Here is a 19,876-nt window from a genome sequence, read left to right as displayed (position 1 = left end):
GCCGAAAACGGCCAGCCGGCCCGCACCGCGTCGGACAGCATGACGATCCACACGCTTTCGAGGATCCACCGATGGCTTCAACCACCGCCGCCACCGACTCCCGTCACAACGCGATCGCGCTGATCGCGATCTGTCTCGCCGCCTTGATGTTCGGCCTGGAAATCTCCAGCGTGCCGGTGATTCTGCCGACCTTGGAGAAGGTGCTGCGGGCCGACTTCAAAGACCTGCAGTGGATCATGAACGCCTACACGATCGCCTGCACCACGGTCTTGATGGCGACCGGCACCTTGGCCGACCGCTTCGGCCGCCGCCGCGTATTCCTGCTCTGCATCGCCGCGTTCGGACTGACCTCGCTCTTGTGCGGAATCGCCACGCACACGCTGGTGCTGATCGTCGGCCGCTTCCTGCAAGGCATGGCCGGTGGTGCGATGTTGATTTGCAGCGTCGCGGTGCTTTCGCATCAATTCCGCGAAGGCGCCGAGCGCAGCCGCGCCTTCGTCGCCTGGGGCATGATCAGCGGCGTCGGCCTCGGTTTCGGTCCGCTGATCGGCGGCATGATCGTGGCGGTGTCGAGCTGGCAATGGGTCTTTCTGATCCAGCTGCCGCTCGCGATCGTGGCCCTGCTGCTGGCCGCGGCGCACGTGCGCGAATCGCGCGATCCGAACGCCGAACGGCTCGATCTGGCCGGCATCGTCACCTTGTCGATCGCCGTGTTCGCGCTGACCTATGCGATCACGCAAGGTCCCGATCTCGGCTTCGCCAGCCCGGCCACGCTCGCGATTTTCGCCACCAGCGTGATCGCGTTCGCCGCTTTCGTCTGGGTCGAGCGGCGCCATTCGCATCCGATGTTCGATTTCTCGGTGTTCAAGATCCGGCCGTTCTCCGGCGCGGTGGTCGGCTGCGTCGGCATGAACTTCAGCTATTGGCCGCTGATGATCTACCTGCCGATCTACTTCCAGGGCGTACTCGGCTACGACAGCACCACCGCCGGCCTGTTCCTGCTCGCCTACACCTTGCCGTATCTCATCATGACGCCGGTGGCCGAGCATCTGCTGCTGCGCTACGGCGCGCGCTTCGCCGTGCCGTTCGGCCTCGCCACGATCGGCAGCGGCTTGCTCTTGATGTATTGGGGCAGCACGGTCGCGTACGCGAACGGCTGGACGATCCTGCCCGGCACCCTGCTCGCCGGCATCGGCATCGGTCTGACCAATACGCCGGTGACGAACACCACCACCGCCTCGGTGTCGAGCGATCGCGCCGGCATGGCCTCGGGCATCGACGTCAGCGCGCGTCTGATCGCGCTCGCGATCAACATCGCCGTGATGGGTTTGTTGCTGCAGGAAGGCGTGCGCGCCTACCTCGCAGCGGCGGTCGGTTCGAGCGCGGATTCGCTGCAGCTGCGCGCGATGGCCGAGCGCATTGCCGCGGGCAATCTCGATGCAACCGACGCCGCGGCACACGCCGCGCTGACGCACGGATTCGGCTGGGTGCTGCTGTACGGCGGCCTCGGCGTGCTCGCCTTGTCGGTGCTGAGCCGTCTCGTCTTCGGCGCCACGGGACGCCGCGCTGCAGCGGCGCCGCAGGCGCTCGCCGGCACGCCGTGTCCCGATACGGTTTCTTGCAATACCTGAGCGCGACGATGCGCTGCGGTTCCTTCATTCGACGGAGAGACAGTCATGACCCAAAAAATCGCACTCGTCACCGGCGCTACGCGCGGCATCGGCTTTGAAACCGTACGCCAGCTCGCGCAGAACGGCGTCCACGTGCTGCTCGCCGGCCGCGATCCGGCCAAGGCCGCCGCGGCAGCGCAACAGTTGCAACAGGACGGACTGCCGGTGGACCCGATCGCGCTCGACGTGAACGACACCGACAGCATCGCGGCGGCGGCGAAGGAGGTCGAGCGCAAGCACGGCCGCCTCGACATCCTCGTCAACAATGCCGGCATCCTGCTCGACGACGCGGCCAAGAAGCCGTCGCAGCAGACGTCCGCTGTCTGGCGCGAGACGTTCGACACGAATCTGTTCGCGGTCGTTGCCGTCACGCAGGCATTCCTGCCGCTGCTGAAGCAGTCGGCCGCCGCGCGCATCGTCAACGTCTCGAGCATCGTCGGCTCCCTGACGCTGCACAGCGATCCGACTTCGGGCATCTACGATTTCAAGATCCCGGCCTACAACGCCTCCAAGTCCGCGCTCAATTCGTGGACCGTGCACCTCGCCTACGAGTTGCGCGAGACGCCGATCAAGGTCAACGCGATCCACCCCGGCTACGTGAAGACCGACATGAACCACGGCAACGGCAGCATCGACATTCCCGAAGGCGCCAAGTCCAGCGTCCAGCTCGCCCTGATCGGTGCCGACGGCCCGAACGGCAGCTTCAGCTACCTCGGCCAGACCTTGCCCTGGTGAGTCTGCCCGGATCGAGCCGGCGGCGTAGACTGCGCGCATGCGCCGCCGCTCGATTCCCGCACTGATTGTGCTGCTCGCGCTGCCGGCGTCGTTGCCGGCGGCCGAGGCCTACAAATGCACGGCGGCCGACGGCACGGTCAGTTTCCAGGACCGTCCTTGCCGCAATCCCGCGCAGCAACAGCGCCTGCGTCTGCCGGACTACGCGCCGCCACCCGTGCCTGCAACATCGACGGCGACGGACGATGCAGCGCCGGCGGCGGAACCGGACTCCAATCCGATCGCTCCGACCGTGCCGCGCGAGCCGCCGCCGAGTTTCTTCCTATGCCTGCGCTACGACGGCAGTCGCTACATGAGCGACAGCGGCATCGGTACGAGCTACGCGGTGCCATACGGTCTATTGGGCGGATCGGGACGCGGCCTCGCTCAGAACTACGGCGGCCGCGACGGCATCGGCGTGTCCGCGCCGGGCTTGCGTCAAATCCCCAATATTCCCGCGAGCGAAGCGCCGCTGGCGACGACGTACGTGCAAGTCCAGGATCAATGCCACCACGCCGCACCGGCGGAAGCCTGCGCCTATCTGCGCGGCGAACTCGACCGCGTACGCGATAAGCTCAGGCGCGCTTTCAGCGATACGCAGGCGCAGCTCGAACAAGAGCAGCGCGACCTGCGCACGCGTTTGCGCGGCTGCTGAAACGCATCCGCCTCACTGCAAAGCGAACGGTGCCGGCGCGGCGTAGCGCCGCTCGTGTTCGAGCAGCCATTGCTTGATCGGCAAGCCGCCGCCGAAACCGGTCAGCTTGCCGGTGCTGCCGATCACGCGGTGGCAAGGCACGATGATCGGCAACGGATTCGCGCCATTCGCCGCACCGACCGCGCGACTGGCGCTCGGCTGGCGGATGCGCCGCGCGAGTTCGCCGTAGCTGATCGTTTCGCCGTAAGGGATGCGCAGCAACTCTTCCCAGACGCGACGGCGGAACGAGGTACCGCTCGGCGCGAGCGCGAGATCGAAAGCGTGCAGGTCGCCGGCGAAGTAGGCATCGAGCTGCTCGATGGTCGGGCCGAGAAAGCGGCGGCTGCGCTGCCAGCCCGATTCGATGCGCGCCTCCTGATCCTGGTTCGGAAAATCGACGTGACGCAGGCCGCCTTCGTCGGCGATCAGCAGCAAGCGGCCGATCGGAGTTTCGAGATAGTCGTATTCCACGAATGTCTCCCAAGTTACGTCGTCAACTGGCGCGCCACAGCAGCATCACCGAATACGCGCGCCAGGGCCGCCATGCATCGCTCAGCGTTTCCAGTTCGCGCGTCGACAGGGTGCGGCCCTGCCCCGCCGTGCGGCGTAGGATCAGGTCGGCGGCGGGGAACGCGTCGGGCTGCGCCAGCGCGCGCATCGCGATGTAGTGCGCGGTCCACGGACCGATTCCGGGCAAGGCGACCAGATCGCGTTCGAATTCGGCCAGCGGCTGCTCGGCTCGGAACGCGATCTTGCCGTCGGCGACCGCTTGCGCGAGGCCGCGGATCGTCGCCGCGCGTGCGCGCGTGATGCCCTGCTGCTCGAGCGGCGCCTCGGCCAAGGCTTGCGGCGTCGGGAACAACGCGGTCAGTCCCGCCGCGGCGCCGTCCATGTACGGGGTGCCGTAGGCGGTCGCGACACGCGCCGCCAAAGTACGTGCCGCCGCGACGCTGACCTGCTGCCCGAGCACGGCGCGCACCGCCAGTTCGAAACCATCCCAAGCGCCCGGCAGGCGCTGCCCCGGCCAGCGCCGGATCAGCGGCGCGAGCAGATCGCTGCGCCGGAACACCGCCGCCAGGGCGCGCGGATCCGCATCGACGTCGAACATGCGCTTCACGCGCGCGACCAGGACGCCGAGCGCGCTGCTGTGCGGATGATGCACGCGCAAGCTCAGCGCCGAAGCGCCGTGCACCGGCGCGACCGCGAACCAACCCGGCGCGCCCTCGTGCACGAAGCTGCGCCGGTAGCCGTCCGCGTCGACCGCTTCGACACCCGGGATCGTGCGGCGCGCATAGAACTCGAGCAGGTGCGCGAAATCGTAGGGTGCGCGATACGGCAGACGCAGGTCGATGGAGCCGGGATTGGAGATGGGAGAGTCGGGGTTGGCCGAAGTGTTCGCTCGCACGATCGCGGGCGCGCGGCGCAATGCGCGCGGCGGCTTGCCGTAAGTCGCGACGAACGCGGCGTTGAAGCGACGCAAGCTGGCGTAGCCGGAAGCCTGCGCGATCGTCGTCATCGGCAGCGCCGTTTCGCCGAGCAGCTTCTTGGCGAACAACAGGCGTCGCGTCGCCGCGACGTCGAGCGGGCTGGCGCCGAGTTCGTCGGCGAACAAGCGGCGCAGATGACGCTCGCCGACGCCGACGCGCGCGGCCAGCTCCGGCAACGAACCTTCGTCGAGCGCGCCCTGCTCGATCAGCCGCAATGTGCCGGCGACGAGGTCGCTCTTCGCGCGATGCAAGGGCGAACCCGGCGCCGCCTCCGGCCGGCAGCGCAGGCAAGGACGGAAACCCGCCGCCGAGGCGGCCGCGGCGCTGTCGTAGTAGCGCACGTTGCGCGATTTCGGCGACGGCGCCGGACAGACCGGCCGGCAATAAATGCCGGTCGAGGTCACTGCGATGAAGAACAGGCCGTCGAAGCGCGCGTCGCGCGTCAGGCGGGCGCGCTCGTAGACGCGCGGGTCGAGACGATGGGTGGAATCGGAGGTCGGCATGTGGCCATGCTAACGCCGATCGCCAGCTCCGACTCGCCGTTTTCGGCTGTCAATGGTGCGCCGTTCGCGCCGCGCAACGAGGCTCCCGCATGCGCGACCGCCTGCCGCAACATGGCCGACGTGGTGTAGCACCGATGGACCGGATCGATCGCCGCCAGATAGAAACGGCCGAAGCGGTTGCTCGTGCGCACGCGCGTGCCGAGGCTGCAGCGCAGGCGCCCATCCGGCAAGCGCTCGACGCCGACGCAGGAACGAAATACCAGGTGCTTGTCGTCCGCGCCGAGGATCACCTCCGCGCAGGTGCCGGCGGCGTCGATGCGCTGCGCCAGCACGGGAAAGCGTCCGGCGAACAAGGACGGCGCGGTAGCAGACAGCAGCGACGAGGCCGGGCAGCCAAGCGGCGAGGTGCGCAGGCCGAGCGGCTTGACCAAGGCGTTGCGCAGCGCCATCAGATAGGACACGCCGGAAGGACGGCTGTCGAGAAAGCCTTGCAGCAACGCCGCCAATGCCGCGCTCGCCGAGGCTTGCGCGAAGGCGTCCGCCGCGACGATGCACTCGAAGGTGTCTTCGTGCAGCGGCGCGCCGTTCAACTGAGTCCGCAGCAGCGAGGCTTGCGGCACCGCTGCCAGCGAGCGCACGCGGATGCCGTCGGAACGCGACGAACGCATCCGGCGCAGCCGGCCGAGCGTCCGCTGCCAGAGCACGCGGCAGCGCGCCAACGGCGAAGCAGCAGTGGTCTCCAACGACAGCATGGTCGTCGGTATGCCTGTCGCATCGAACGTCGCGCTATCGAGCAGATGTTTCACGCTGTCTGGGAGAAGTTCGGTCAAGCTCGGAATGTCGGCTTCGCCGGCGAGCACGCGCTGGTGCTGCTCCGGCGTCAGTGCGCCGCCAAGTTCGTTCGTGTGGCACGAGATCGCGAACAGCGTCGGATGTGCGCCGCCTTTGCGCAGCGGCAGGAACTGATGCCAGGTATCGCCGCCGAAGCGCACGCTGAACAAGCAATCCGGCGGGATGTCGACGTGGTGCAGAGCGGCGACGAACGCCTGCGGATCGTGTTCGATCTCCGCCGTCGAGGCGGTCGAGAAGCGCAGCCGCGCGCCGGCGCTGCCGCTGACCGCAGTGAACACGCGGTGGCCGGCGTGGCGATGAAACGGATGCCCGTTCGTGCCGACTGCGAAGGTGTACAAAGCGGTCGCGTCGCCATGGCGCAGATCGGTCGCGCCGATGCGCGCGGAGGGTTCGTCCAGCGCATCGACGAAGTGCTCGTGCGCGCGCTGGCGTGCCCACGCGCTTTCGATCAGCCGATCGCCGCCGCGGCGGCCGAGCGATGCGATCACGCTGACTTCGACCGCCGGACCGCCGTGCGGCGGGCGGATGCGTGCAGCCGGGAAGGTGTGGGCGGTATGTGCGGATTGGGCGGTCGACATCGGACGGCCCTCGCTCAACGCTTCTTCGCGCGAGCGCGGCTTTCGCGCTTGAGCGGTCCGGCCACCGGGCACACTTCCGCCGCCCAGGCGAACAGCGTGTTGGCAAGACGGTCGGGCACCTGGCGGAAGTAGACGAACTGCCCGCGCTTCTCGCGCGCGATCAGGCCGGCTTCCTCGAGCACGCGCAGATGTCCCGACAGCGCCGGTTTGCTGAAGTCGAAACGCGCGCCGATCTCGCCGGCGGTCAGCTCGCCCTGGTTCAAGTAGGCGAGGATCTTGCGCCGTGCGGTCGAGGCGAGGGCTTCGAAGACGCGTTCCATGGCGATTCTGTAGTTAGGAAATTACTTAATTAATTACCCGATATCGCGGCCGTGGTCAAGCGCGGCGAGAAATCGTCAGAAGCCGTAGCGCAGGAAGCCGCCGTCAACCGCGATGCACTCGCCGGTCACGTAGCTGGACGCCGGCAGGCACAGGAACGCCACCGCGGCGGCCACTTCCTCCGGTTCGCCGATGCGGCCGACCGGCGTGCGTGCGAGCACTTCTTCGAGATAGTCGACGTCGGCGAGCGGACCCTCGGTGCGCTGCGTGCGGATGTACCACGGCGCGACCGCGTTGACGCGAATGCCGTCGTCGGCCCATTCGCAGGCCAAATTGCGCGTGAGCTGGTGCAGCGCGGCCTTGGTCATGCCGTACGGCGCGCCGGTGCGCACGTGGGTGAGGCCGGACACCGAACCGACGTTGACGATCGCCGCATTGCCGTGTTCGGCCAGGTGCGGATGCGCCAGGCGGCTCATCTCGAAGGCGGCGAGCAGGTTCGTCTCGACCAGCGCGCGCACTTCGTCCAGGCCGTAGTCGAGCGCCGGCTTGCTGACGTTGCCGCCGACGTTGTTGACCAGGAGCGACAGCTCGACGTCGAGGTCGGCGATCCAGTCGAACACTTCCAGGCGCTGTTCGTGATCGGACAGGTCCGCTGCGAATGCGTGGAACTCGCGTCCGGCGATTTCGTCCTCGAGTTCGGCGCGCACGATGTCGAGCGCGGCCTCGTCGCGTGCGATCAGCAGCACGTCGGCACCGAGCGTCGCCAGCTCGCGCGCGCAGGCCAGGCCGATGCCCTTGCTCGCGCCGGTGACCAGCGCGACGCGGCCGTCGAGCCGCCAGCGTGACGGATTGTGCATCGGGCGATCCTCCGGCTTGTACGCACCCATCGTGCGGCGCAGACTCTAGCCAATCCTGCCGTGTCGAGCATGCCATGTTGCGTTCGATCATCGTCCCGCTTCTCTGCGCCTGCGCCATGGCGGCGTGTTCCGGCCGCAAGGCCGAGGAGCCGGCCGCGCCGCAGGCCGCAGCGGCCCCCGCGAAGCAGAAGACCGTGTTCGACGATCAGCTGAAGGCGCTGGAAAAAGCCAAAGCCGTGCAGCAGACGGTCGACGAGGCGGCGAAGGCGCAGCAGAAGGCGGTCGACGACGCGGGCGGCTGAGCGATGCCTGCCTGGGCGGATCTTTGGGGCTATCTGTTGGTCGCGCTGGTGTTCTTCGTGATCGGCCGCCTCAGCGTCGAGCGCGGTTCGCGGCGCAACGTCGCATCGGACCCCGACCGGCCTGGACGTTCGTCGGCTTCCGCCAACGTGCGGCCGCAGCCACTGCCGGCCGACCTCGAAACCGAACTGCGCGAGCTGCTCGTGCAAGGCCATCTGATCCAGGCGATCAAGCGCTATCGCGAGGCTACCGGCGCGAACCTGAAGACGGCGAAGGATGCGGTCCTCGACTATCAGAAACGCCTGCGCCAGCGCGGGCCGCTCTGAGTTCGGCCGGCGGCGAAACCGCACCGGCCGCTCGCCGATTCGCGTTCGCCGGGTAGGGCCGCGAGCGCCGTTCGAGTCGATCGCGTCCGCCTATGGTGCACTGCCCTTTGCTTCGCGACTCATCAAGGATTAGGCTCGGCGCTCACCAGAGAGCGCGCAAAGAGGCCTGTGGTGGAGCGAACCGATATCCGCGACGCTGACTATTTCCACAAAGTCGTCGATTGCCAATGGGCTTGTCCAGCCCATACCCCCGTCCCCGAGTACATCCGCCTGATCGCTGCCGGCCGCCATGACGAGGCCTATCTCGTCAATTGGCGCTCGAACGTGTTCCCCGGCATCCTCGGCCGCACTTGTGACCGACCGTGCGAGCCGGCCTGCCGCCGCGGCCGCGTCGAAGAGAGCGCCGACGGCAAGGCCGAACCGGTCGCGATCTGCCGCCTCAAACGTGTCGCCGCCGACAACAAGGACGACGCCGCGGTGCGCGCGCGCATGCCCAAGCCGGCAGCGCAAAAGAACGGCAAGCGCATCGCCTGCATCGGCGCCGGGCCGTCCGCGCTGACCGTCGCGCGCGATCTCGCACCGCTCGGCTATGAGGTGACCGTATTCGAAGCCGAACGCAAAGGCGGCGGTTTCATGCGCACTCAGGTGCCGCGCTTCCGTTTGCCAGAAGCGGTGATCGACGAGGAAGTCGGCTACGTGCTCGATCTCGGCGTCGAGTTTCGCGGCGGCGTGCGCATCGATTCGATGCGCGATCTGCTCGCGCAAGACTACGACGCGGTCTTCGTCGGCAGCGGCGCGCCGCGCGGACGCGATCTCGAGCTGCCCGGCCGCCGCGAAGCCGCGGCGAACATCCACATCGGGCTCGACTGGCTCGCCTCGGTCTACTTCGAGCACATCACCGCGATCGGCCGGCGCGTGATAGTACTCGGCGGCGGCAATACGGCAATGGATTGCTGCCGCTCCTCGCGCCGCCTCGGCGGCGAAGACGTGAAAGTGATCGTGCGTTCGGGCTTCGAAGAGATGAAGGCGAGCCCGTGGGAAAAAGAGGACGCGATGCACGAAGGTATCCCGATCCTCAACTACCTCGTGCCGAAAACCTTCGAACATCGCGACGGCAGGCTGATCGGCATGACGTTCGAGAAGGTTCGCGCCGAGCGCGACGCCAACGGTCGCCGCCAGCTGGTACCGACCGGCGAGCCGGACGCGTTCTTCGAGTGCGACGACGTGCTGATCGCGGTCGGCCAGGAGAACGCGTTTCCGTGGATCGAGCGCGATCTCGGCATCGCCTTCGACGAGTGGGACATGCCGAAGGTCGACAAGGAAACGATGCAGTCGACCCTGCCGCAGGTCTTCTTCGGCGGCGACGCCGCGTTCGGGCCGAAGAACATCATCTGGGCGGTCGCGCATGGGCATGAGGCGGCCGTGTCGATCGACAAGATGCTCTGCGGCGAGGACATCCACGAGCGGCCCGAGCCTGCGGTCAGCTTGATCTCGCAGAAGATGGGCATCCACGAGTGGAGCTACGACAACGACGTCTCCAACGATCTGCGCTACGCGGTGCCGTGGCGCGACAAGGACGCGACGCTGAAGAGCATCAAGATCGAAGTCGAACTCGGCTTCACGCGCGAGACCGCTTTCCACGAGGCGCAGCGCTGCCTCAACTGCGACGTGCAGACGGTGTTCACCAAGGACGCCTGCATCGAATGCGACGCCTGCGTCGACATCTGCCCGATGGACTGCATCAGCTTCACTCTCAACGACGAGGAAGCCGAGCTGCGCACGCAGCTGACCGCGCCGGCGCTCAATCTGACCCAATCGCTGTATGTGTCCGATGCGCTCAAGACCGGACGGGTGATGGTCAAGGACGAAGACGTCTGCCTGCACTGCGGCCTGTGCGCCGAGCGCTGTCCGACCGGCGCCTGGGACATGCGCAAGTTCCTGCTCGACACGACGCAGGCGGGGCCGGGCTGCCACAAGCGCGCCGCGAAGGTGGCGGCATGAACGCGCAGATCGAAACCGCGCCGCGCGCGCGCATCGAAGCGGTCAACGATTTCGTCGTCAAATTCGCCAACGTCAACGGATCGGGCTCGGCCTCGGCGAACGAACTGTTCGCACGCTCCATCCTGCGCATGGGCGTGCCGGTCAGCCCGCGCAACATCTTCCCTTCCAACATTCAGGGCCTGCCGACCTGGTACGAAGTGCGCGTCAGCGAGCGCGGCTGGCTCGGCCGGCGCGGCGGCGTGGACCTGATGGTCGCGATGAATCCGCAGACTTGGGATGCGGATCTGAAGGAAATCGAGCCGGGCGGGTATCTGTTCTACGACTCGACGCGGCCGCTGCCACCGTCGAAGTTCCGCGATGATGTCCACGTCATCGGCATGCCGCTGACCGCGATCTGCAATCGCACCTACGCCGATGCGCGGCAGCGCCAGCTGTTCAAGAACATCATGTATCTGGGTGCGTTGTCGGTGCTGCTCGGCATCGATGCGGAGGAGATCAAGCGCTTGTTCGCCGAGCAGTACAAGGGCAAGGAAAAGCTGCTCGACTCGAACGTGCAGGCGCTCGAACTCGGGCGCGAACACGCCGCGCAGCAGCTGCCGTCGATCGGGCTGCACGTGCGGCGCGCCGACAACGTCGGCGAGAAGATCTTCGTCGACGGCAACGTCGCCGCGGCGCTCGGCTGTGTTTACGGCGGTGCGACGGTGTGCGCTTGGTATCCGATTACGCCTTCCTCTTCGCTCGCCGAGGCGTTCCAGAGCTACTGCATGAAGTACCGCGTCGACGCCGAGAGCGGCCGCAACCGCTTCGCCGTGGTGCAAGCGGAGGACGAGATCGCCTCGATCGGCATGGTCGTCGGCGCCGGCTGGAACGGCGCGCGCGCGTTCACCACCACCGCCGGCCCGGGCATCTCACTGATGAACGAGTTTATCGGCCTCGCCTACTTCGCCGAGATTCCGGTGACGATCATCGACGTGCAGCGCGGCGGGCCCTCGACCGGCATGCCCACGCGCACGCAGCAATCCGACGTGCTCGCCTGCGCCTACGCCTCGCACGGGGACACCAAGCACGTGCTGTTGTTTCCGGAAGATCCGCACGAATGCTTCGAGTTCGCCGCACGCGCGCTCGATCTCGCCGACCGCCTGCAGACGCCGGTGTTCGTGCTGACCGATCTCGACATCGGCATGAACCAGCGCCTGACCGCGCCGTTCGCCTGGGACGATGCGCGCGAGTACGACCGCGGCAAGGTGATGACGGCGGCCGAGCTTGAAGCGGGCAAGGATTTCGGCCGCTACAAGGATGTCGACGGCGACGGCATTCCGTACCGCACCTACCCCGGCACGCATGCCGAGCGCGGAGCCTACTTCACGCGCGGCACCTCGCGCGATCCCTACGCGCGCTATTCGGAACGCGGACCGGACTACGTCTACAACATGGAGCGCCTGCTGAAGAAGTGGGACACCGCCAAGTCACTGGTGCCGCAACCGCTGCTGCACGGCACCAGCGGCGAAGCGCTCGACGGCGTGATCTATTACGGCTCGACCAGCCCTTCGATGATGGAGGCGATCGAGCTGCTCGGCGCACAAGGTCTCCTGCTCGACACGCTGCGCGTGCGCGCGTTCCCATTCCCCGACAGCATCGGCGAATTCATCCGCCGTCACGAGCGCGTGTTCGTCGTCGAACAGAACCGCGACGGCCAGTTGCGCTCGCTGCTGATCAACGAGTTCGGTATCGATCCGGCGCGACTGGTGGCGGTGCTGCACTACGACGGCACGCCGATCACGGCGCGATTCATCGCCGGCGCGATCGCGGCGCAGATGTCGTCGACTGCGCGGAAGGAGAAGCTGGCGTGATCATGCAACCGGGTTCCCACTCATGACCTACATCACCAAACCCAAGCTGCATCATCCGACGCTCGCCTGCAACGCGATCGGTTTCACGCGGCGCGACTACGAAGGCAAGATCTCCACGCTCTGCGCCGGCTGCGGGCACGATTCGATTTCGGCGTCGATCATCCAGGCGTGCTGGGAACTCGACATCGAGCCGCATCGAGTGGCCAAGCTCAGCGGCATCGGCTGCAGCTCGAAGACGCCGGACTACTTTCTCGGCCAGTCGCACGGCTTCAACACCGTGCACGGGCGCATGCCCTCGGTGCTGACCGGTGCGAACCTGGCCAATCGCGACCTGCTTTATCTCGGCGTCTCCGGCGACGGCGATTCGGCCTCGATCGGCATCGGCCAGTTCGTGCATGCGATTCGCCGCGGCGTCAACATGGTCTACATCGTCGAGAACAACGGCGTTTACGGTCTGACCAAGGGCCAGTTCTCGGCCACCGCCGATCAGGGCTCGAAGTCGAAGAAAGGTGTGGTCAACACCGACAGCCCGCTCGACCTGATCGGACTCGCGATGCAGCTCGGCGCCACCTACGTCGCGCGCGGATTCTCCGGCGACAAGAAGCAGCTGGTGCCGCTGATCAAGGGCGCGATCGCGCACAAGGGCGCCGCCTTCATCGACGTGATCAGCCCTTGCGTCGCCTTCAACAACCACCCTGGCAGCACCAAGAGCTACGAGTACGTGCGCGAGCACAACGAGGCGGTCAACCGGCTCGATTTCATCGACGTGCGCGCCGAGATCACGGTCGACTACGCCGAGGGCGAACTGGTCGACGTGACCCAGCACGACGGCAGCATCGTGCGTCTGCGCAAGCTCAGCGCGGACTTCAATGCGCACGATCGTGTCGCCGCGATGAACTACGTGCATGCGCGCCAGGCCAAGGGCGAAGTCGTCACCGGCCTGCTCTACGTCGACCCCGACGCGCACGACCTGCACGAACACTTCAACACCACTGCGCAGCCGCTGAATACGCTCGGCGCCGGCGAACTCTGCCCGGGGCAAGCGGCGTTGCAGAAGATCAACTCCTTGCTGCGCTGAGCGCGGCGAGCGCGCGGCGCTGCCGGCCGCGCCGCGGCCAGGCTCCGTTCGACGACATCCGGCGTCGTGCGGCGGCGGAATTCACCGCATCCAGACAACGTCTCTCCTAGCGTTCGCGTTTCTGCACTCGCGTGCCCCAAGGAGAGCCTCATGTCCACGACCTCGACCGCCGACGACGCTGCGGTGCCCGCCGACGCGACCGCAACGCCCGAACGCGCCACGATGATCGCGCTGCGCGCGCGCCCCGACTGCTTTCTGCAAATGAACGCCGACCACATCAACAAGTGGCTGGAGCACGGCGGCGGCTCTGCGCAGTGCTGCTACAGCGCCAGCCCGCAATGGCAGTTTAACCTCGAGCCGCACGGCAAGGATGCGAAAGGAAACGACGTGGTGGCGATCGGCTCGCGCGAGTATCCCGGCGTCTACCTTCGTCTCGACGGCAGAAACGTTCCCCACGGCGGCTCGGGCGGCACCGTCAATTGCCAGTATGGAGCGGGCGACTGGGAGAAATTCGCGCTCGAACGCCACGGCGACGGCACGGTTTCGATCGCGTCGGTGAAGTTTCCCGGCGTCTATCTGCGCGCCGAGGCGAAAGGCGTCGACCAAGCCCACCCGCGTGGCGGAGTCGTCAACGCCAGCCGCAGCGTCGGCGACGACGAGAAATTCGTGCTCATCGACGCGCCGCTGCTGAGCCGCGAAGCGAAGCTGCAGGCGATGTCGGATTTCGCGCCGATGGTCGTGCTCGCCGTGGACGAGGAGTACCACCCCTCATCGGTCGAATTCGCATTCGGCAACATGGATCGCTTCCGCAACGACGACGACGGTGGAAAGTACTGGATCCGCACCAAGCAGACGCTCGACAGCCCTTCCGACGACAGCCCGAAATACTTCCGCGGACAGAGCGATCTGCGCTCGGTGCCGGTGTACGCGTTCTGGGTAAACAAGCCGGGGCTGATCACCGACATCGTTTACTTCTTCTTTTTCCCCTACAACCGCGGCAAGTCCGTGGCCAACACGATCTGGGGCAACCACGTCAGCGATTGGGAGCACCTGACCGTGCGCCTGCAATGGGCGATCAAGAACGGCGTATGGCGGCCGACACCGCTCAAGGTGGCGTTGTCCGCGCACGACGGCGGCGAACAGCTGGCCTGGTCGGACATCGGAAAATTCATCCCGACCACGCATCCGGTGGTGTATTCGGCCAAGGGTTCGCACGGCATCTGGTCGCAGCCGGGAGATCACGTCTACCGCAACTACGGTGTGGTCAAGCTCGTCGACCAGTGCAGCGACGGCGCGCTGTGGAATACGTGGGAGAAGCTGGCCGCGTTCGACTACACCGCGAGGGACGGCATCAACCAGCCCTGGCCGGTCTGGATGAGCGTAGATTTCAAGAACGCCGGCACCAAGCCCTCACAGCACCCGGCCAATGGACCGATCTACCGCTGGGGCAACGAAAGTCGCGGCTGTGCCGACGCGCCGATCATCGGCAAACAGTGTCGGCTGGAAAACGGACCTGAAGGACCTGCCAGCAAGGACGTCTGGAAACCCTGGGAGTTCGAATAGGAAACAGCGATCCGGATCAGGCCGCCGACAACGGCGGCCAGCCGGACTTCAGCGCAACGGTCAGCGAAAAGCGTCCAGGAGCTCGCCGCGCCGATCGCGACCGGCGTGCTCCTGCTCGCGATCGCTCAGGGCAGTTCGCAGAAGCAATGCGCGAACGCGCCGTAGCGCTTGCCACGCAGCGATTCGACCATGCCCGACAGTTGACGCAGATCCGAGGCATTGACCAACCCCGACGGCAGCGAGAAACCGGTCCAGCGCACCACGCGGACCAGCGCTTCGCTGTTGCTGAAGCTGAGCGCGAGCCGCTCCCACGCGCCCAGTTCGCGTTCCACATAGCGCACCTGGTAGCCGCTGCCGAGCTTCGCGCGCGCGGCGGCGGCGGCGATCGCGTCGTCGAGACCGCCGAGCTTGTCGACCAGTCCGCGCTCCTTCGCCTGGCTGCCGCTCCACACGCGTCCCTGTGCGATCGCATCGATCTGCTCGGGCGTCTTGCCGCGCGCTTTGGCGACCTTGCCGATGAATTCGCCGTAGCCGCGTTTGATCACGCTGTTGAGGATCGTCTCCAGTTGCGGTGACAGCGGGCGCCGGATGTCGAGCGCGCCGGCCAGCGGCGTGGTGCCGATGCCGTCGGTGTGCACGCCGATCTTCGCCAGCGTCTCGGGCACGGTCGCGAACAGGCCGAAGATGCCGATGGAACCGGTGATCGTATTCGGCTGCGCCCAGATCTCATCGCCGTCCATCGCGATCCAGTAGCCGCCGCTGGCGGCGACGTCGCCCATCGAGACGATGACCGGCTTGCCGGCCTCGCGCGTCTGCACGATCTCGCGCCGGATCAGCTCCGACGAGGTCGCATCGCCGCCGGGCGAATTCACGCGCAGCACGACCGCCTTGACCTTGTCGTCCTCGCGGGCCGCGCGCACCAGCTGCGCGGTCGAGCGTCCGCCGATCATGCCCGGCGGTTGCTCGCCCGGCACGATCTCACCCTGCGCCACCACCACCGCGACCTGCGCGGTGCCGACGCTGGGCAGATTCTCCGGCGCCAGCGTGGCGAAGTATTTCTTGAAGTCGACCTGACGGAAGCCGTCGTTGCCTTCGGCCACGCCTTGCGCGCGCAGCAGCGCACGCACTTCCGCACGCGTGGCGAGCTGGTCGACCAGCTTCTGCTCCAGCGCGAGCTTGGCCAGATCGCCGCCTTGCGCCGCGACGCGTTCGTCGTAATGCGCGATGTCCTCGCCGATCTTGGCCGCGTCGATCTTGCGCAGAGCGGCGATCTCGCCGAGGTATTCCTGCCACAAACCGCCCATCCAATAGGTGTCGGCTTCCTTGGCCGCATCGGATGCCTGGTTCTGCACGTACGGTTCGGCCGCCGACTTGAACGTGCCGACCTTGATCAGGTGCACCTGCACGCCGAGCTTGTCGAGCGCGTCCTTGAAGTAGCTGCGGTAGTTGGCGAAGCCTTCCAGTAACACCGCGCCTTCGGGGTCGAGCAGGATGCGGTTCGCGTGCGCGGCGAGGTAGTACTGGCTCTGGCCCATGCCGCCGGAAACGGCGACGACTTCCTTGCCGGTCGCCTTGAAGCGATCGAGCGCGGCGCCGAGTTCGCGCAGCGTGGACAGGCCGGCGCGGTCGATCTCGTCGGGGATCAGCACCAGACGTTCGATGCGCGAGTCCTTCGCTGCCGCCTCGATCACGCGCAGAAGGTCGCGCAGCTGAACTTCCTTGGATTCGGCGCCGGTCACGCTGGCGAGCGCGCGGTCGGCCGGATCGTTGGAGTACTGCTCGACGATCGCGCCCTTCGGATCGAACACCAGTGCTGTGCGCGGCGCGATCGTCGCGCGGCCACCGAACAGCGCCACCGCGATCGCGATCAGGATGACCAGGAAGATCAGGTTCAAGACCAGCCGGCGCGTGAAATTCAACGCATTCCAAAGGCCGCGGAACAGACGGCGGATCACGCCGGGATTCTCTTTCGACATCGCATCGCTCCATGCGGCGCCGAGTGCCGCGTACTCTCGAGTGGATTCAGCCTACCGGATATCGTGGCGCCCGGCATGCCGCGCAAGTCATGCCCGGGACGGTGCCGGCAACGGCCGCCGCGCCTGCTTCCAGAAGCGCCAGGTCAGCAGTACCGCAGCGACGCTGAGGCCGGCGATCAGGCCCATCCACATGCCGCGCGCGCCCAGGCCGTGCGGAAAGGCCAGCCACCAGCCGACCGTCATGCCCACGCCCCAATACGCGAACGTGGTGATCAGCATTGGCACGCGCGTGTCCTTGAGCCCGCGCAGCGCGCCGTTGGCGACCGCCTGGATGCCGTCGGAGAACTGGAACACCGCCGCCAGCAACAGCAGCTGCGCGGCCAGCGCGATCACGCTGGCATCTTTCGAATACCAGCCGGCGATCGTCGTCGGGAACAGCGCCATCACGCTGCCCGACAGAGTCTGCGTCGCCAGCGCCAGCACGAAGCCGGCGGCGCCGGCCGTGCGCAAGCCGGCCGCGTCGCCGCGACCGACCGCGTGACCGATGCGCACGGTGGCCGCCATCGCGATGCCGAGCGGGATCATGAAGAACAAGGCGGAGACATTCAGCGCGACCTGGTGGCTGGCCACGGTGTCGGTGCCGAGCGTGCCCATCGCGAGGGTGGTCGCGATGAACAGGCTCGCTTCCATGAACACGGTCACGCCCATCGGCACGCCGATGCGCAAGAGCTCGCCGATCGCGCGCGCGTCGGGGCGTTCGAAGCGCGCGAACAGCGCGTACGGCGCGTAGCCGCGATGGACGGCCAGATAGACGCCGAACGCCAGCGTCTCCAGCCAGATGACGATCGCTGTGGCGACACCGATGCCGCCGGCCCCCATCGCCGGGAAGCCGAGCTTGCCATGCAGCAAGACATAGGCGATCGGCCCGAGCAAGAGCAGCGACATCAGGCTGAAGTACATGGTCGGCCGCGTGATGCCGACACCGGCGCTCATGCCGCGGATGGTGAAGAACACCGCGATCGCCGGTGCGCCCCAGGAAACGCCGCGCAAGAAACCGTCGACTTCGTCGAAAAGGTGCGGATCGACTCCGATCAGGCGCACCAAGGGACCGCTCGAGCGCACACCGAGCCAGCACAGAAGACCCAAGCCCAGGGCCAGCCACAGCGCTTGGCGGAACACCTTGCCGACCTCGGTCATGCGCCCCGCGCCGTACAGCTGCGCGACCGACGGCGGCACCGCCATCGTCACGCCGATCGCGACCACGAAAGCGATCGACCAGATGCCGGCGCCGACCGCGACCGCGCCGAGCGTGACTGCGCTGTGATGGCCGGCCAGCAGCGCATCGATCGCGCTCAAGCCGACCGCCATCAACTGGCTCAGCACCAGCGGCAGCGCGAGCACGATGGTTTCCTTCAGCTCGCGCGCAAGCGCCGACGGCTGGCGATGTAGAATGGAATTCATGCGGGATACCTGGGCGCGGCGGGCGGTTCGAGCAACCGCCGAATCGATCGGCTTGCCGACGCCTCGAGTGCGTCGTGCAGGATGCGACCGATGCGACGCGGCATTCGCGACGCCGCCGAGCGGGTCGGAACGGAAAACCGCGTTCGCAAGCGTTGCATTCTATCCGAAGCCCCGCTCTGCGCGCGGTTTCGAGTTTTTGCGCAGGGGACAGTGAAGGCATGAACACCCAATCCGCAGACGCGGCCGCCGCGGCCGTTCCGCCGGCGCCGCCGAACAAGCCGTGCGCGAATTGCGGCGCGCCGATGCTGGGACCGTTCTGCTACGCCTGCGGCCAACCCGAAAAGGGCATGGTGCGCCATCTCGCCAGCGTCATGTCGGATGTCGCCGACACCATCTTCAATGTCGATTCGCGCATCTTCCGCAGCATCCTGCCGCTGTATTTCCGCCCCGGCTTTCTGACCACCGAATACTTCGTCGGTCGCCGCACGCGCTATGTGACGCCGTTCCGGCTGTTCTTCTTCCTGTGCGTGATCTCCTTCTTCGCGATCCAGCTCGCGCTGAACCTCAACGACGCGAAGTTCGATCTGCTCAAGGTCGCCGCCGGGCGCGGCAACATCGAACAAGCGATCAACGAGACCCAGCTCGACGAGAACCTGAAGGAAGCGCTCGGCCGGCTGGAAGACGCGCGCAAGGTGCCCTCGCTGCCGGCCGAAGACGCGGCCGAGCTCGATCAGGTCATGACCAACCTGCGCCAACAAGCGGACAAGCGCCGCGCCTGGATCAAGCGGAAGCAGGAAGCCGAGTCGAAAGGCCAGACGCCACCGGCCGATCCGAACGTGGACAAGGACGATCTCAACTTCGACGGCTCGCCCTGGGATCCGGTCGCCCACCCGATCCAAGTCGGCTGGCTGCCCGCCTTCGCCAACAGCAAACTCAACGAGATGGCGGTGCGCGCGCGCGACAACATCAAGGCCGCCCGCAGCGACCCGCGCCATCTGATCGCCGGTATCTTTTCGGTGCTGCCGCAGACCCTGTTCGTGCTGATGCCGCTGTTCGCGGTGCTGCTGAAGATCGTCTACATCTTCAAGCGCCGGCTGTACATGGAACACCTGATGGTCGCCCTGCACAGCCACGCGTTCATTTTTCTGTCGCTGCTCTTCATCGCCCTGCTGAGTCTGCTCAAGGGCGCCACCAGCAACGGCACCCTGCGCGCGGCGGCCGCCCTGACCGAAGCCGGCGTATGGACCTGGCTGCCGATCTACCTGTTTCTGATGCAGAAGAAGGTCTACAAGCAGGGCTGGTTCATGACGACGTTCAAGTACAGCTTGATCGGCGTGTCCTACCTGATTCTGCTCTGCTTCGGCCTCGCCGGGGCCCTGGTCGCGACCCTGACCTTGGCCTGAATTCGCTCGCCTCGGTCCGCAGCCCGCGCCAGCGCTGGAGGAACGAGCGCATCCCCCTATGTCAAGCGGTTGTGCACAGGAGGCAGGCTGCGCTCCCGCGCGCTGGCCGCGCCCCGACAAATCCGCGTGTGACAACCGCTGTAACAATACAAGTCGTTGAAATTCCAAGTGCATTACAGATTGATTAA

Annotated in this window: 17 protein-coding genes; 10 read left to right on the top strand and 7 right to left on the bottom strand. The window is 66.7% G+C overall.

Annotated features, from left to right (window positions below; genetic code table 11):
• Positions 1 to 71: 71 nt before the first annotated feature.
• The 3 genes from AC3QL3_RS02725 to AC3QL3_RS02715 are packed head-to-tail and all read left to right on the top strand — an operon-like array spanning position 72 to position 3,096.
• Positions 72 to 1,631, top strand: coding sequence for an MFS transporter (locus AC3QL3_RS02725; RefSeq protein ID WP_492896742.1), 1,560 nt, complete (start codon positions 72 to 74; stop codon positions 1,629 to 1,631).
• A gap of 45 nt (positions 1,632 to 1,676) precedes the next feature.
• A complete protein-coding gene (locus AC3QL3_RS02720) occupies positions 1,677 to 2,405 on the top strand; it encodes an SDR family oxidoreductase (RefSeq protein ID WP_492896741.1) in 729 nt (242 codons plus the stop codon).
• 37 nt (positions 2,406 to 2,442) lie between these two features.
• Positions 2,443 to 3,096, top strand: coding sequence for a DUF4124 domain-containing protein (locus tag AC3QL3_RS02715; protein ID WP_492896740.1), 654 nt, complete (start codon positions 2,443 to 2,445; stop codon positions 3,094 to 3,096).
• A gap of 12 nt (positions 3,097 to 3,108) precedes the next feature.
• Here the strand turns inward: AC3QL3_RS02715 and AC3QL3_RS02710 are convergent, their stop codons facing one another.
• The 5 genes from AC3QL3_RS02710 to AC3QL3_RS02690 form a co-directional block, all read right to left on the bottom strand.
• Positions 3,109 to 3,606 carry a methylated-DNA--[protein]-cysteine S-methyltransferase gene (locus AC3QL3_RS02710; protein ID WP_492896739.1) on the bottom strand — a complete coding sequence of 166 codons (498 nt, stop codon included), beginning with the start codon at positions 3,604 to 3,606 and terminating at the stop codon, positions 3,109 to 3,111.
• A gap of 22 nt (positions 3,607 to 3,628) precedes the next feature.
• The gene (locus tag AC3QL3_RS02705; RefSeq protein WP_492896737.1) at positions 3,629 to 5,125 is read right to left on the bottom strand and encodes an AlkA N-terminal domain-containing protein; all 1,497 of its coding nucleotides are present in this window, start codon (positions 5,123 to 5,125) and stop codon (positions 3,629 to 3,631) included.
• A complete protein-coding gene (locus AC3QL3_RS02700; protein WP_492896735.1) occupies positions 5,065 to 6,555 on the bottom strand; it encodes a DUF2867 domain-containing protein in 1,491 nt (496 codons plus the stop codon). Before AC3QL3_RS02700 ends, AC3QL3_RS02705 begins: the two co-directional genes overlap by 61 nt.
• Positions 6,556 to 6,569: 14 nt before the next feature.
• The gene (locus tag AC3QL3_RS02695) at positions 6,570 to 6,875 is read right to left on the bottom strand and encodes a metalloregulator ArsR/SmtB family transcription factor (protein WP_492896733.1); all 306 of its coding nucleotides are present in this window, start codon (positions 6,873 to 6,875) and stop codon (positions 6,570 to 6,572) included.
• A 75-nt stretch (positions 6,876 to 6,950) separates the two neighbouring features.
• The gene (locus AC3QL3_RS02690) at positions 6,951 to 7,730 is read right to left on the bottom strand and encodes an SDR family oxidoreductase (protein WP_492896731.1); all 780 of its coding nucleotides are present in this window, start codon (positions 7,728 to 7,730) and stop codon (positions 6,951 to 6,953) included.
• 74 nt (positions 7,731 to 7,804) lie between these two features.
• Here AC3QL3_RS02690 and AC3QL3_RS02685 point away from each other — a divergent pair, with 74 nt between their 5' ends.
• The 6 genes from AC3QL3_RS02685 (at position 7,805) to AC3QL3_RS02660 (ending at position 14,848) form a co-directional block, all read left to right on the top strand.
• Positions 7,805 to 8,032, top strand: a complete 228-nt coding sequence (locus AC3QL3_RS02685) for a hypothetical protein (RefSeq protein ID WP_492896729.1) — start codon at positions 7,805 to 7,807, stop codon at positions 8,030 to 8,032.
• A 3-nt stretch (positions 8,033 to 8,035) separates the two neighbouring features.
• Positions 8,036 to 8,356 (top strand): hypothetical protein, encoded by a 321-nt coding sequence (locus tag AC3QL3_RS02680; protein WP_492896727.1) that lies wholly within the window; start codon positions 8,036 to 8,038, stop codon positions 8,354 to 8,356.
• 171 nt (positions 8,357 to 8,527) lie between these two features.
• Positions 8,528 to 10,357 carry an FAD-dependent oxidoreductase gene (locus tag AC3QL3_RS02675; protein WP_492896725.1) on the top strand — a complete coding sequence of 610 codons (1,830 nt, stop codon included), beginning with the start codon at positions 8,528 to 8,530 and terminating at the stop codon, positions 10,355 to 10,357.
• Positions 10,354 to 12,207 (top strand): 2-oxoacid:acceptor oxidoreductase subunit alpha, encoded by a 1,854-nt coding sequence (locus AC3QL3_RS02670; RefSeq protein WP_492896723.1) that lies wholly within the window; start codon positions 10,354 to 10,356, stop codon positions 12,205 to 12,207. The genes AC3QL3_RS02675 and AC3QL3_RS02670 overlap by 4 nt, the downstream gene beginning before the upstream one ends.
• 22 nt (positions 12,208 to 12,229) lie before the next feature.
• The gene (locus AC3QL3_RS02665; protein WP_492896722.1) at positions 12,230 to 13,285 is read left to right on the top strand and encodes a 2-oxoacid:ferredoxin oxidoreductase subunit beta; all 1,056 of its coding nucleotides are present in this window, start codon (positions 12,230 to 12,232) and stop codon (positions 13,283 to 13,285) included.
• Between the two features lie 150 nt (positions 13,286 to 13,435).
• Positions 13,436 to 14,848 carry a fascin domain-containing protein gene (locus AC3QL3_RS02660; RefSeq protein WP_492896721.1) on the top strand — a complete coding sequence of 471 codons (1,413 nt, stop codon included), beginning with the start codon at positions 13,436 to 13,438 and terminating at the stop codon, positions 14,846 to 14,848.
• A gap of 125 nt (positions 14,849 to 14,973) precedes the next feature.
• Here the strand turns inward: AC3QL3_RS02660 and sppA are convergent, their stop codons facing one another.
• Together sppA and AC3QL3_RS02650 are read right to left on the bottom strand one after the other, a co-directional pair.
• Complete coding sequence (sppA, locus tag AC3QL3_RS02655; RefSeq protein ID WP_492896720.1) at positions 14,974 to 16,824, bottom strand: signal peptide peptidase SppA; 1,851 nt, start codon at positions 16,822 to 16,824, stop codon at positions 14,974 to 14,976.
• 87 nt (positions 16,825 to 16,911) lie between these two features.
• Positions 16,912 to 18,285, bottom strand: coding sequence for an MATE family efflux transporter (locus AC3QL3_RS02650; RefSeq protein ID WP_492896719.1), 1,374 nt, complete (start codon positions 18,283 to 18,285; stop codon positions 16,912 to 16,914).
• A gap of 218 nt (positions 18,286 to 18,503) precedes the next feature.
• Between AC3QL3_RS02650 and AC3QL3_RS02645 the strand changes: the two genes are divergently transcribed.
• On the top strand, positions 18,504 to 19,688 hold the full coding sequence (locus AC3QL3_RS02645) for a DUF3667 domain-containing protein (RefSeq protein ID WP_492896718.1): 1,185 nt from the start codon (positions 18,504 to 18,506) through the stop codon (positions 19,686 to 19,688).
• The last annotated feature ends 188 nt before the right edge of the window (positions 19,689 to 19,876 follow it).

This window comes from Dokdonella sp. GW821-FHT11D02 (assembly GCF_058808595.1).
This window is presented reverse-complemented; position numbering and strand designations above follow the sequence as displayed.